Genomic DNA, 13,800 nt, shown 5'->3' with positions numbered 1-13,800 from the left:
ACAACCCGATCACGCCGAGTTCTCGAGGAGCGCCGACACCCCATGGACGCCCACGACATCGCCGAGGGCCGCGCCCGCTGGCAGCGCCGTTACGACGAGGCCCGCAAGCGCGACGCCGACTTCACCACCCTGTCCGGGACCCGGGTCGACCCGGTCTACGGGCCGCCGGAGGGTGCCGACGTGCCCGGCTTCGAGCGCATCGGCTGGCCTGGTGAGTATCCGTACACGCGAGGGCTGCACCCCACGGGGTATCGCGGCCGCACGTGGACCATCCGGCAGTTCTCCGGCTTCGGCAACGCGCAGCAGACCAACGCCCGCTACAAGATGCTGCTCGGCGCGGGCGGCGGCGGGCTCTCCGTCGCCTTCGACATGCCGACGCTGATGGGCCGCGACTCCGACGACCCGCAGTCGCTCGGCGAGGTCGGCCACTGCGGGGTCGCGATCGACTCCGCCGCCGACATGGACGTGCTCTTCGACGGCATCCCCCTCGCCGACGTCACCACCAGCATGACCATCTCCGGGCCGGCGGTGCCCGTCTTCTGCATGTACCTGGTGGCGGCCGAGCGGCAGGGTGTCGACCTCGGCGTCCTCGACGGCACCCTGCAGACCGACATCTTCAAGGAGTACATCGCGCAGAAGGAGTGGCTCTTCCCGCCCGAGCCGCACCTGCGCCTCATCGGCGACCTGATGGAGTTCTGCGGCAAGGAGATCCCCCGCTACAAGCCGCTGTCCGTCTCCGGCTACCACATCCGTGAGGCCGGCTCGACGGCCGCGCAGGAGCTGGCATACACCCTCGCCGACGGCTTCGGGTACGTGGAGCTCGGCCAGTCCCGGGGCCTGGACGTCAACAGGTTCGCGCCCGGGCTGAGCTTCTTCTTCGACGCGCACATCGACTTCTTCGAGGAGATCGCGAAGTTCCGCGCGGCCAGGCGGATCTGGGCCCGCTGGCTGCGCGACGTGTATGGCGCCACCAGCGAGAAGGCCCTGTGGCTCAAGTTCCACACGCAGACGGCCGGCGTCTCGCTGACCGCCCAGCAGCCGTACAACAACGTCGTGCGCACGGCGGTCGAGGCGCTCAGCGCGGTCCTCGGCGGCACCCAGTCGCTGCACACCAACGCGCTGGACGAGACCCTGGCGCTGCCCACCGACGAGGCCGCCGAGATCGCCCTGCGCACCCAGCAGGTGCTGATGGAGGAGACCGGCGTCACCAACGTCGCCGACCCGCTCGGCGGCTCCTGGTATGTCGAGGCGCTGACCGACCGCATCGAGGCCGAGGCGGAGGCGATCTTCCAGCGCATCCGCGATATGGGCGGCGACGGCACCATCACCGCCGGCATCCTGCGCGGCATCGAGGACGGCTGGTTCATGTCGGAGATCGCCGACAGCGCCTTCGTCTACCAGCAGGCCCTCGAGAAGGGCGACAAGCGGGTCGTCGGCGTCAACGTGCACACCGGCTCGCTGACCCGGGACCTGGACATCCTGCGGGTCTCGCACGAGGTCGAGACCGAGCAGAACAAGCTCCTCGGCGCCCGCCGGGCCGAGCGGGACAACGCCCTCGTGGAGCGGCGGATCCAGGAGATGGTGGCGGCGGCTCGCACCGGCGGGAACATGATCCCGGCGATGCTGGACGCGTGCCGTGCCGAGGCGACCCTCGGCGAGATCTGCGGGGCGCTCAAGGACGAATGGGGCATCTACCGCGAGCCCGCGCGGTTCTGAGCTGGCAGTTACCTAATCGCAATGCAACCGGCCCCTCTCCCGGTTGGTCTTCTTACGAACGACCTTGACCGACGGGGGAGGGGCCTTGCTGGCACTCGTGCTCGCAGCGTTGCGGGCCAGGCGGACACAGGCGCTGACGCTGCTCCTGCTGAGCACGCTCGCCGCGGCCGCCGCGGCGGCCGCACCCTGGTATGTCCTCGCGTCCACGGAGCGCATCGCGACCCGTCACGTCGAGTCGGCGCCGATCACCGAGCGGTCCCTCGAAACCGTCGGTGAGGGGAAGATCGAGGGCGGCTCCGTCGCGGCGCACCTGGAGGCCAACGCGCAGCTGACGCAGTCGGTCGTGGAGCTGGGCGGGTTCACCACCTACACCGGCGCCTACCTGACGGGCTCGCTGATCTCCGCCGCGGCCCAGGACGGCGGCAGCGCCCTCGGCGTGAAGCGCGAGACCGACTCGCCGCTCATGCTGCGCACCGGCGCGTGCGACCAGGCCACCATCGAGGGCCGGTGCGCCACCGGCGCGGGCGAGGTGATGCTCAGCTACCGCACCGCCCACTGGCTGGGCGTCAAGCCCGGCGACCAGGTCAGCTACGAGGCGACCAGCGTCCTCGGCGCGCAGCAGTTCACCGTCACCGGGATCTACCGGCCGGTCGACCCGGCCGACCCGTTCTGGAGCAGCAACGCCCAGCTGATCGCGGTCGACCTGCCCGCCGGCGCGCCGCCGGAGATCACGGAGCCGGTCGACGACGCGGTGCTCGCCGGCCCGGCCGTGTTCGACAAGCTGCAGCCGGACAAGGTGCGGTTCATCGTCGACATGGTCGCCGAGCCGAAGCTCTTCGTCGAGAACACCCCGTCGGAGGTCCGCGCGTTCCTCGCCGCGGCGACGGTCAAGGCGGCCAACAACCGGCTCAGCATGTACACCAGCCTCACCGTCACGGCCGACCGGGTCGAGCGGGACCGGCAGCTGCTCAGCCTCGGCGTCCCCGTCGGCGCGTTCCAGCTGCTCCTGCTCTGCTGGTTCGCCCTGTACCTGGCGGTCAAGTACACCGGCGAGGAGCGCCGCCCCGACGTCGGCCTGGTCAAGCTGCGCGGCGCCACCCGCGGCCGCACCTGGGCCCTCGTCGGCGGGCAGAGCGCGGTGCCGATGATCGCCGGGGCTCTGATCGGGCTGCCGCTGGGGTATCTGGTGGCCACCGCCGTCACCGGCGCGATCCAGGAGCCCGCGGTCGTCTCGCAGGCCGCTTCGCTGTCCGTCGGCGCAGTGGTCGTCGCGGTCCTCGGCGCGCTGCTGGCCGCGCTGCTCGCGGAGCGCCGTGCGCTCGGCTCGACCGTCGCCGAGCTGCTGCGCCAGGCCCCGGGCCGGGCCCGCGCCTGGCGGGACCTGTTCGACCTGGTGCTGGTCATCGTCGCCGGGATCGCCGTGTACCAGGTGAAGCACCGCGCCTCCGGGGACGCCGCGGGGCTCGCGTTGCTGGCGCCCGGCCTCGCCGCCCTCGCCTGCGCCCTGGTCGCGTCCCGCGCGATCACGGCGATCGCCGGCCGGATGGTCGAGGGCGCGCTGCGGCACGGCCGCCCGGCCCGCGCGCTCACCGCCATCTACCTGGCGCGCCGGCCCGGCGTCCACCGGCTGGCCGCGCTCATGATCGTCACGGTCGCGCTGCTCGGCACCTCGTACATCACCTGGAGCGCGGGCGTCGATGCCGGGCGCGACCGGGCCGAGCTGGAGGTCGGCGCCGACCGCGTGCTCATCGTCCGCGCCGAGAACCGGCTCGCCCTGCTCCGCGCGGTCCGCGCCGCCGACCCGTCGGGCAAGCAGGCGATGGCGGTCGTGCAGTCGCTGCGCTCCGCCCAGGACCGGGTCCTGCTCGTGGACAGCCCGCGGCTGCCAGCCGTGGCGGCCTGGCGCCCCGAATACGGGATGACTGCCGAGCAGGCCGCGGCCACCCTGCACCCGCAGGCGCCCGACCCCGTCATGGTCACCGGCGGGGAGCTGACGTTCGACCTGGACGTGGCCATGACCGCGCCCGAGCGGGGCCGGACGCTCTTCTTCGAGGCCGTGCTCGCCGACCCGGCCGGTGCCCGGCTGGTCGCCAGGGTCGGCCCGCTCGTGGCGGGCCCCGCGACGCTGAAGGCCCAGGTGCCCGCCTGCGCCAAGGCGCCGGGCTGCCGGCTGAGCTCGCTGGCGATCACCCAGAGCACCCTCGACCAGAAGGTGTTCTTCGCCGCGCGCCCCGGCATCGAGGTCACCGTCCGCGGCCTGTCGGCCGGGTCGCCCGTGCTCGGCAAGGAGACCCTGACCGACCGGACCCGATGGCGCCTGTCCGTCTCGCCGGCGCCGCCCAACCTGATCGTCGCGCCGGCCACCGCCGGCCTGCTGCTGCGGGTGGCGCCGATCAGGCCCGGTCCGGCGACCGACCCCGGCGTCTACCCGATCGACACGCCGGCGCCGATCGCCTCCATCCGGGCCAAGCGGCTCCAGCAGCGCATCGCCGGCGACCAGCGGGTCACGTACGGCTCGGCATCCATCTCCGAGCGGATCGCCGGCTCCGCGACCCGGCTGCCGCGCATCGGCGACCAGGGCGTGCTCGTCGACCTCGAATTCGCCGACCGGCTCGGCGCCGACTTCGGCGCCGGCGAGTCGATGCAGGTCTGGCTCGCCCCCGACGCGCCGCGCGACGTCGTGGGGCGGCTCGAGGCGCAGGGGCTGATCGTGCAGGGCGAGGAGACGATCGACGGCACCGCCGCCCGCTACGCGTCCTTCGGCCCGCCGCTGACCCTGCAGTTCATGCTGCTGTCGGCGATCGTCGGGGTCGCGCTGGCGATCGGCTCGGCCACCGTCGTCGCCGCGGTCGAGCGCCGGCCGCGGTCCGCGGAACTCAGCGCGCTGCGCAACCAGGGCGCACCGGCCCGGCTCGTGCAGCGCGTTGCCGTCGAGGGCTACCTGATCCTCGTCGGCGCCTCCCTCCTCACCGGGTTGCTGCTCGTCGTGCTCATCCGCACCTACATCGGTGACGTCCTGCCCTACTTCGCCGACGGATGGAGCACTCCGTGAGCGAGCCGGAGCGCAGCGGAGGGTCGCGAACCATGGGTGCAGTGCTTGAGTCAGGCCGGCGCCGCAGCGAAGCGGAGGCGGCGGCATGACCGAGCCGGAGCGCAGCGGAGGGTCGCGAACCATGGGCGCAGTGTCTGGATCAGGCCGACGCCGGAGCGAAGCGGAGGTGGCGGCGTGATCGGGCTTGTGCTGTCGATGATCAGGGCGCGGCCCGGGCAGGCCGTGACCGCGTTCGTGATGGCCATGTTCGCCATGGCGGCCGCGGTGAGCGCGCCGGTCTACATCACCACCGCCGACCGGGCGGTGGTGGCGAGCGAGGTCGCCGCCGCGCCCGTCAACGAGCTGGTCGTGCAGGCCCGCCGGGAGACGAAGGCCGGTGACCGCGCCTTCGAGGACCTGGCGCCCAAGGTCTTCGTCTTCCCCGGGTTCTCGACCGTGTTCAGCGCCGAGACCAACACGTACGTGACCGGCCCGGTGCCCGGCGTCGAGCCGGTCGCGCCCCGGTTCGTGTACCGCGACGGCACCTGCGAGCACGTGCGGATCGTCGAGGGTCGCTGCTTCATCAGCCCGAGCGAGATCATCCTCAGCAAGCCGACGCTCGACCTGCTCAAGGTCGGCATCGGGACGGTGCTGGACGTCGACTGGTCCACGTTCGACGCCGAGGGCCAGGAGTGGGTGCCGTCCGGCAAGCCCACGGCCATGTCGGTCGTCGGCGCGTACGAGCCGATCGACGTGACCGAGCAGTACTGGGCCGACTTCGGCTACTTCGACAGCCGGGAGTCCGCCCGGCGCGTCACCGCACCGATCTTCGCCAGCCGGCTCTCGCTGGAGTCGATCGAGCGCCTGACCGAGCGTCAGGCCCTCGACGTCGTCATCGACCACGACGCGATCACCGGCGAGAGCCTCGCCGCGGTCAACGGCGCCGTCGAGAGCGGCCGGTCCCAGCTGCAGGGCCTGTCCGGGTCGCCGACGGTCAAGGCGGACCTGCCGCACCTGCTGACCAGGATCGAGCGCGACCGCGGCCTGGTCGCCCAGGTCGTGCCGGTCGCCGCGGTGCCGCTCGTGCTGCTGTGCTGGTTCGTGCTCTTCGTCGCCGTCGCGTCCGCGACCGCCGAACGCCGGCTCGAGCTCGGCCTGATGGCCCTGCGCGGGGTCACCTTCCCGCGCCGCTGGTGGCTCGCCGCCGGCGAGAGCATCGTGCCGATCCTGTTCGGCGCCGCCGCCGGTTTCATCGCCGGCAACTACCTCGTCCGGCTCGCCGCCTGGCTGCTGCTGGGCGCCAGCGGCGACGTGCCGCTGTCCGAGGGAGCCAGCGCGTGGGCGCTCGTCGCCCTCGTCGGCGCCCTGTTCGCGGCGGTGCTCGCCCAGCGGGCGGAGCTGGCCAAGAAGACCATCGACCTGCTGCGCAACGTGCCGAGCCGGCTGTCGCGCTGGGGCGCCCCGGTCTTCGAGGTCGCGGTGGTGGTGCTCGCCGTCGTCGCCGTGCTGCAGCTGCGCGAGGGCGACAACGGCCTGACCGGCTTCGCGACGTTCGGCCCCTCGCTGGTCGTCATCGCGGCGGGCCTGCTCGCCGCCCGCGGCGTGCTGCCCCTCGCCGAGCGCAGCGGCCGGCGCGCCCTGCGCCGCGGCAGGATCGGCCCGACCCTCGCCGCGTACGCGATGGCCCGCCGCCCCGGCAGCCAGCGCATCCTCGCCCTGTTCGTGGTCGCGATCGCCCTGGCCTGCTTCGCGGCGACCGCGGCGACCGCCTCCGACGACAACCGTGACCTGCGGATCAGGGTCGAGCAGGGCGCCGACCGGGTGCTCACCGTCGAGCCCGTCAGCCGCACCGAGCTGCTCACGAAGGTCCGGGCGCTGGACCCGGCCGGCGACTTCGCGATGGCGGCGGCGATGCTGCCGAAATCGGAGGACTCGGCGGTCCCGCCGGTGCTCGCCGTCGACTCCACCCGCCTCGCCAAGGTCGCGCTGTGGAACGACGCCCATCTCACCGCCGCCGAGGCCGCCGCCGTGCTGCGCCCCGACGTCCCGCGGGAGAGCATCATCCTGGACAACAAGGACGTGAGCCTCGACATCACCGTCGACAAGCTCGCCGACGCGTTCCGGGTCAGGTTCATCCTGGCCGTGGTGCCTCTGGACGGGGGCGCCGCCGGCGCCGTCGACTTCGGTGCGCCGCAGCTGGGGCGCCACACGTACGTCAAGAACCTCCCGATGTGCGTCAACAAGTGCCGCCTCGCCGCGCTGCGCATCGACCAGCCGGAGGACCGCGGCTTCGACGCCACGATCACCCTGCACTCCATGGCCCAGCGCGGCCAGACCGTCACCGACTTCAGCCAGGCCGACGAGTGGCGGGTCCCGGAGACCCCCGGCCCCAAGCTGCTCGTGCCGCAGGTGTCCCTCGCCGACGGCGGGCTGCGCCTGGAGGTGGCCAACTACAAGGGCGCTGACGTCGCCTACCGGCTCATGCCGGCGGACGTGCCGTCGCCGATGCCGGTCGTCATGGCCCGCACCGCGGGCATGGGCGACCACATGGCGACCTTCGACGGGTCCCAGACCGCCGTGCAGGTCGCCGGCGAGGTCGTCCAGGTGCCCCGCCTCGGCTCGCGCGGCGGCATCGTCGACCTCGACTACGCCGAGCGGCTCTCCACCGAGCCCGTCGACACCATCACCCCGCAGGTCTGGCTCAACGCCAACGCCCCGGCCGACGTCCTCGACCGGGTGCAGGCGCAGGGTCTGAAGGTGATGAAGGACCAGCGCATCGGCCCGCTGCGGGACGCCCTCGACGAGCAGGGGCCGGCCGTGGCGCTGCGCTTCCACGAGCTCGCCGCCGGCCTCGCCGTCGTCCTGGCCGGCGGTGCGCTCTGGCTCGTCACCGCCCTGGACCGGCAGCGCCGCCGCGGCGAGCTGCGGGCGCTGCGGGCGCAGGGCGTCGCCCGCCGCGACGCGTCCGCCAACGGCTACCTGACGCTGGTCGGCACCGCGGCGGTCATCGGGCCGTTCGCCGCTCTGGCAAGCTGGCTGCTGGTGCGCGAACATCTTCCGGTGTTCACCGACGACCCCGGCACCTTCCCGGTGCCGATCTGGCCGTCACCACTTCCGGTCGCCGTCGCCTGGGCGGCGGCCGTGCTCATCCTCGCCGGCGTGGCGCTCCTCGCCGGTGCCCGGCTCCGTGCCGCGACCAGACAGCGATAAGGGGACTGCTCATGAACGGGTTGGCGGTGGCCTGCCGGCGGGTGGTGCACATCTACCGGGCCGAGGCGGGTGACGTCGTGGCCCTCGCCGGCGTCGACCTGTCGATCGGGCCGGGGGAGACCCTCGCCCTCGTCGGGCCGTCCGGCTCCGGCAAGTCGACGCTGATCGCGCTGCTCGCCGGGCTCATGCGGCCCTCCGCCGGCAGGGTCAACATCGGCACGTACGACATGGGCAAGCTCTCCGACGGCGAGATCGCCCGCCTCCGCGGCACCGAGATCGGCGTGGTGCTGCAGGGCGCCGCCCGCAACCTGCTGCCCTACGCGACGCTGCACCGCAACATCTGGCTCGCCCAGCGCCGCGCGGCCCGCACCGAGGGCATCAAACTCGACGACCCGGACCGCATCCTGGACCTCGTCGGCCTGCCCGGCCTCGGCCGCGCCCGCATCGACGAGCTCGCGCCCGGCGCCCGCCAGCGCGCGGCGCTCGCCGTCGGCATCGCCGCCGGGCCCGGCCTCCTGCTCGTCGACGAGCCCACCAGCCAGCTCGACACCGCCGGCCGCGACGAGGTCCTCGAGGCTCTGGAGACCGTCAACCAGGAGCGCAACACGACCATCGTCGTCGTCACCCACGACGGTGACGTGGGCACCCGCCTCGGCCGCGCCGTCACCATCCGCGACGGCCGCGTCGGCGCCGAAGGCCGCGACGGGCAGGACTTCGCCGTCGTCGCCGGGGACGGCACCGTCCAGCTGCCGCCGGAGGTCCTCGGCGACTTCCCGCCCGGCACCCTCTTCACCGTGGAGCACATCGACGGCGCCGTCACACTGGTGGCAGGGGGATCCGACCGGTCACTTGCGGCGGACCACTTGGGGCACGTGCAAAACTAGCTCCATGAGCGACCCAAGGCAGACCCAGTCGATCTTCACCCGCGGGGCGGTGGACCTCGGAGCCCTGGCCCGGAGCAATCAGGCCGCGGCGCAGCGATCTGCCCAACCCTCCGCCGCGCCGAGCTCGGCGTTCGTGTTCGACGTCACCGAGGCCAATTTCCAGGACGCCGCCCTGCAGCGTTCGGTCACGACCCCGGTCGTCCTGGACTTCTACGTCGCCGGCAGCCAGCCGCACCAGCAGTTCTCCCCGCTGCTGGAGAAGCTCGCCGCCGAAGGTGATGGCACCTGGCTGCTCGGCCGCGTCGACATCGAGGCCAACCCGCGGCTCGCCCAGATGTTCCGCATCCAGGGCATCCCGTTCGTCGTCGCGATCGTCGGCGGGCAGCCCGTCGACGCGTTCAACCAGATGCTGCCCGAGACCCACCTCCGCCAGTGGATCGACGCGGTGCTCAAGGCCGCCGGCATCGAGGTCCAGCGCGGCGACGACCCGCGCCTGCTCGCCGCCGACGACGCCCTCATGGACGGCGACCTCGACGGTGCCGAGGGGGCCTACCGCGCCATCCTCGCCGACACCCCGGCCGACCCGATCGCCGAGTCCGGCCTGGCCCAGGTCGCCCTGCTGCGCCGCACCTCCGGGCTCGACCCGGCGGCGGTCCTGGCGGCGGCGGGTGAGGACATCCCCTCCCAGCTGCTCGCCGCCGACATCGAGGTGCTCACCGGCCAGGCCGACCTGGCCTACAAGCGCCTCATCGACCTTGTCCGCCGCACCCCCGGCGACGACCGCGAGACGGTGCGCAAGCACCTCGTCTCGCTGTTCACCGTCGCGGGGCCCGACGACCCCGCGGTCGCCAAAGCCCGCCGGGCGCTGGCGAGCGCGCTGTTCTGAGCCGGGGCGGGATGCGCCGGATCGCCGTCGTCGACGCACCGAGCAACCTGGGGTTGCGGCCACCGACCGCAACCTCGGTCCCCGGCTGCGCGAAAGCTCCCGGCGCGCTGCGCGACAGCGGCCTGCTGGCCCGGCTGGGCGCCCGCGACGCGGGGTGCATCACCCCCTCGCGGTATGACCCGGCCGGCTGGCAGCCCGGCGACGGCGTCGCGCAGGCCGACGAGATCGCCGTCTTCGTCCGCCGGCTGGCCGACCGGATCGGCGCCATCCTCGCCTCCGGCGACTTCCCGGTCGTCGTCGGCGGCGACTGCTCGATCCTGCTCGGCGCGGGGCTGGCGATGCGGCGATACTCGGCCGACCTCGCCGGCCGGATCGGCCTGGTCTACGTCGACGGCCACTCCGACTTCCGCCACGAGGGCAACGCCTCCTACGTCGGCGCCGCCGCGGGTGAGGCGCTCGCCCTGGCGACCGGCCGCGGGCAGAGCAACCTCGCCTCGATCGAGCAGCGCCGGCCGTACTTCCGCGACGTCGACGTCGTCCTGCTGGGCATCCGCACCCACGACGAGTACCGCCTGGATCTGCAGGCCGCGGGGATCGTCGCCCGGGCGGTGCCGGAGCTGCGCTCGCACGGCGCGGCCCGCTCCGCCCAGTGGGCCCGCGACCAGCTGCGCGACTGCGCGGGCTTCTGGGTGCACGTCGACGTCGACGTCCTGGACCCGGCGGTGATGCCGGCCGTCGACGCGCCCGACGTGGGCGGGATCGCCTACCGGGAGCTGGAGATCCTGCTCAGCGGCCTGGTCTCCGACCCACGCTGCGTGGGCGTGCAGGTCACCGTCTTCGACCCGGACTACGACCCCGACGGCCAGTACGCCCGCGAGGTCACCGACGTCCTCGTCGCCGGCCTGGAGCCCCTCGTCACGTCGTCGGCCCTGGCCGCCACCGACCTCACCCCGGTGGTGTCGGCCCCGCCGCTGCACACGGACCTGCTCACCCCGCCGCTCCCCACCCCACCGCCGCCCGCCGCCCCGGAACCAGACCAGGAGCTGGACCAGGAGCTGGACCAGGAGCCGGACCTGGAGCCAGCGCTGGACCCGGACCTTGACCTTGACCTGGGCCTGGATGTGGACCAGGAGCCGGACCTGGACCAGGAGCCGGACCTGGATGTCGAGCCGGTCGGCGCCGCGCTGCCCCACGACGTCGCCGAGGACGGGGCGGAGCCGGAGTTCGAGTCCGACGCAGAGCCCGAGCCAGCCAGCGAGCCGGAGCCGGACGTGGAGTTCGGGCCGGAGCTGCAGTTCGAGCCGGAGCCGGACCTGGAGCTCGGGCCGGAAGCCGGGCTCCTCCCCCCGATCAAGTTCGTCCACTTGGATGAGAACGGCGAGCCGTCGGATGCCGCAGGGTTGGAGCCGGCCTCCCCGGAGCCCGGCGACACCGCGACGGTCGGGGTCGAGCTGCCGCCCCTCGGCTGGGTGGACGTGCGGACCGGGGCGGTGGTCGACCTGGCCGCGGGCCGGAGGGCCGGGCGCACGGAGGAGGGGAAGGCCGACACGCCGTTGCTTCCGGCGTACAGTCGCGGCGCCGTGATCGGGATCACCACCCGCAAGCCGATCGACGTGGATGCCGAGGCGGTGCCCGGCGAGGTGGACGACGACTGGGTGGCTGTCGGCGGTGCGGCCGAGGCGGCGGAGGTCGTCGAGGTCACCGAGGTCACAGAGGTTGTGGAGGTCGCGGGCGAGCCCGTCGAGCAGCCCGCCGAGGAGCCGGTCGAGCAGGGCGGTGCGCTGCCGTTCGGGCGTCCGGGGCGCAAGGGGCGCCGGGCTCCCCGGCTGGCCCTGACCCTCGCGCCGATCTCCGCGCCGCCCGCGTCGGGGCGGCTCGCCCGGCGCGCCGACCAGCCCGAGGACGCCGCCGCGCCCGCCGGCCATGGCGCCGTCGTGCCGTTCGTGCCGGCGCAGTCCAGGACGCCCGTCGAGGGGCCCGAAGGGCCGCTGACCGATGTGGTGCCTGCCGCTCGTACACCCGAGGAAGAACCGACACCGAAGCAGCATTGACACGACGCGGCCCCACCCGCGGTGGCGAGTGGGGCCGGTCGGTTGTCAGCCGATGGTCTGGAAGAACTTCCCGGCGATCGGGACGGCCGCCGCGGTGCTCGCGCCACCGTTCTCCACGAAGACGCAGAAGGCGATGTCGCCGCGGTACCCCATGAACCACGAGTGCGTGTGGGCGGGGTCGTTGTCGTACTCCGCGGTGCCGGTCTTGCCCCGCAGGTCGCCGGGCAGGTTCTTGAGCTGGTCGGCGGTGCCGACGGTGACGACCTCGCGCATCATCTGCCGCAGCGGGTCCAGCGCGGCCTGGCTGAGCTGCGGGCCGTCCTGTGCGGGGTTCTTCGGCGCGGGGTCGAGCACGAGCTGCGGCTGCTTCCACTGGCCGCGGGCGATCGCGGCGGCCGCGCCGGCCAGCGCGACCGGCGAGGACAGCGTGGTGCCCTGCCCGAACGCGGCCGCGGCCTGCTCGGACTTGGAGCCGTTGGCGGAGACCTTGCCGGTGAAGACGTCGACGCCGAGGTCCCACGGGATGCCGATGCCGACGCTCTGCGCGGTCTGCGCGAGGCCGTCGGGGGCGAGCTGCGGGGCGAGGGACGCGAACGCGGTGTTGCACGACTTCGCGAAGTCGGTCCGCAGCGGCACGTTGCCGAGCTCCATGTCGTGGGAGTTCTTGAACGTGCGGCCGTCGACGGTGAGGGTCTTCGGGCACGGGACCACCGTCTCGCCGGTCGTGCCCTTGTTCAGCACGCCGAGCGCGGTGATCGTCTTGAACGTCGAGCCGGGCGGGGTCTGCCCGACGAGCGCGAAGTTGTTGCCGGCCGCGCCGGGTCCGTTGGCGACCGCGACGATCGAGTTGTCGCTGATGCGGATCGCGACGAGGGCGGACCGGCGGGTGTCGAGGGCGAGGGCCGCCTCGGCCGCGTTCTGCATGTTGACGTCGAGGGTGAGCTTGATCGCGGCCCCGGGCGCCGCTTCGGTGGTGAAGAGCTTCTTGTCCGGGGTGCCGGTCGGCATCGGGACGATGACGGAGACGCCGGGCTTGCCCTGCAGCGCCGTGTCGTACCTCTGTTGGATCCCGGACAGTCCGACGACGTCGCCGACTTTGTACTTGCCCGGGTTCTTGTCCATGATCTCCTTGGTCACCTCGCCGGACGTGCCGATCAGCGCGCGGGCGAACTGCGCCGAGGGCCCCAGGGTCTGCGTCGAGTTGCGGGTGACGATGCCCGGCGTCGAGTTGAGCTTGTTGGAGATCGTGTCGTAGACCTCCTTGCGCAGCGTCACGATCTCGACGAACGCGTCGGGCTTGGCGTTCTTCACCTTGTTGGGCAGGGTCGACAGGTCGACCTGCACCTTGGCCGCGGCGAACGCGTCGGTGAGGTTCTTCGTCACGATGTTGATGTCGGTGACGGAGCGTGGCTGGACGCCGATGATGACCACGGGCTTGCTGCTCACGATCGGCTGGCCGGAGCCGTCGAGGATGCTGCCGCGCGGACCGGCCGACTTCTTCACGGTGAGCTTGTCGGTGGGCTCCAGCTCCGGGTTGATGGTCTTGGCGCCCCAGACCACGGTCCACTGCTTGTCGACGCGCTTGGCCTGGACGGTGGTGTCGTACTCCCACGTCGACTCGGCGACCGGCCACTTCACCGTCACGACGGCGCTGGCCTCGTCCTTCTTGACCGCGGGCGCACCCTTGATCGTCAGCTTGGGCGGGGTGGCGGCGAGGTCGCCGGCGACGGTGGTCCACAGCTTCTGCGCCGCGTCACCGCTGAGCGCTTTGCCGTCCGTGCCCACGAACTTCATCCCGGCGATGTTGCCCTTCTCCCACGCCGCGAGGAACGTCTTCAGCGCGTCGTCCGGCGGCTTGCTGGAGCAGGCGGGCAGGGCGCCGAGCATCGCCAGCCCGGCGAGGAGGGCGATCATGCGACGAAATGAAACGGCCATGGGGGCGATTCTGCGTCATGAAAGCCACGATCCGCACGCCCCAAGATCGGAAAAGTTGGACAATTGGTATGGGGCGTACTGGTCGAT

The 13,800-nt window shown here is 72.9% G+C and carries 6 protein-coding genes and 1 pseudogene; 6 read left to right on the top strand and 1 reads right to left on the bottom strand.

Annotated elements, in window-relative coordinates; all coding sequences use genetic code 11:
* Positions 1 to 42: 42 nt before the first annotated feature.
* The 6 genes and pseudogenes from ACQEVZ_RS19330 (at position 43) to ACQEVZ_RS19305 (ending at position 10,829) form a co-directional block, all read left to right on the top strand.
* The gene (locus ACQEVZ_RS19330) at positions 43 to 1,716 is read left to right on the top strand and encodes an acyl-CoA mutase large subunit family protein (protein WP_433368338.1); all 1,674 of its coding nucleotides are present in this window, start codon (positions 43 to 45) and stop codon (positions 1,714 to 1,716) included.
* Positions 1,717 to 1,801: 85 nt separating this feature from the next.
* Complete coding sequence (locus ACQEVZ_RS19325) at positions 1,802 to 4,768, top strand: FtsX-like permease family protein (protein WP_433368335.1); 2,967 nt, start codon at positions 1,802 to 1,804, stop codon at positions 4,766 to 4,768.
* Between the two features lie 174 nt (positions 4,769 to 4,942).
* Positions 4,943 to 7,957, top strand: a complete 3,015-nt coding sequence (locus tag ACQEVZ_RS19320) for an FtsX-like permease family protein (RefSeq protein WP_433368332.1) — start codon at positions 4,943 to 4,945, stop codon at positions 7,955 to 7,957.
* Positions 7,958 to 7,968: 11 nt separating this feature from the next.
* Positions 7,969 to 8,841 carry an ABC transporter ATP-binding protein gene (locus tag ACQEVZ_RS19315; RefSeq protein ID WP_052387520.1) on the top strand — a complete coding sequence of 291 codons (873 nt, stop codon included), beginning with the start codon at positions 7,969 to 7,971 and terminating at the stop codon, positions 8,839 to 8,841.
* Between the two features lie 4 nt (positions 8,842 to 8,845).
* Positions 8,846 to 9,727 (top strand): tetratricopeptide repeat protein, encoded by an 882-nt coding sequence (locus ACQEVZ_RS19310; protein WP_354888928.1) that lies wholly within the window; start codon positions 8,846 to 8,848, stop codon positions 9,725 to 9,727.
* Between the two features lie 11 nt (positions 9,728 to 9,738).
* Positions 9,739 to 10,829, top strand: a pseudogene (locus ACQEVZ_RS19305) (arginase family protein).
* 994 nt (positions 10,830 to 11,823) lie between these two features.
* Here the strand turns inward: ACQEVZ_RS19305 and ACQEVZ_RS19300 are convergent.
* On the bottom strand, positions 11,824 to 13,692 hold the full coding sequence (locus tag ACQEVZ_RS19300) for a penicillin-binding transpeptidase domain-containing protein (protein WP_433368327.1): 1,869 nt from the start codon (positions 13,690 to 13,692) through the stop codon (positions 11,824 to 11,826).
* Positions 13,693 to 13,800: the final 108 nt, after the last annotated feature.

The organism is Dactylosporangium sp. CA-152071 (assembly GCF_050936335.1).
In the GTDB taxonomy this organism is placed as follows: Bacteria; Actinomycetota; Actinomycetes; order Mycobacteriales; family Micromonosporaceae; genus Dactylosporangium; species Dactylosporangium maewongense.
The sequence above is the reverse complement of the archived record's forward strand: the minus strand, read 5'-3'. Positions and strand labels throughout refer to the sequence as shown.

Coding starts and splice junctions, on each gene's coding strand:
- ACQEVZ_RS19330 (WP_433368338.1), top strand. CDS start 43: ATGGACGCCCACGACATCGCCGAGGGCCGCGCCCGCTGGCAGCGCCGT.
- ACQEVZ_RS19300 (WP_433368327.1), bottom strand. CDS start 13,692: ATGATCGCCCTCCTCGCCGGGCTGGCGATGCTCGGCGCCCTGCCCGCC.
- ACQEVZ_RS19315 (WP_052387520.1), top strand. CDS start 7,969: ATGAACGGGTTGGCGGTGGCCTGCCGGCGGGTGGTGCACATCTACCGG.
- ACQEVZ_RS19310 (WP_354888928.1), top strand. CDS start 8,846: ATGAGCGACCCAAGGCAGACCCAGTCGATCTTCACCCGCGGGGCGGTG.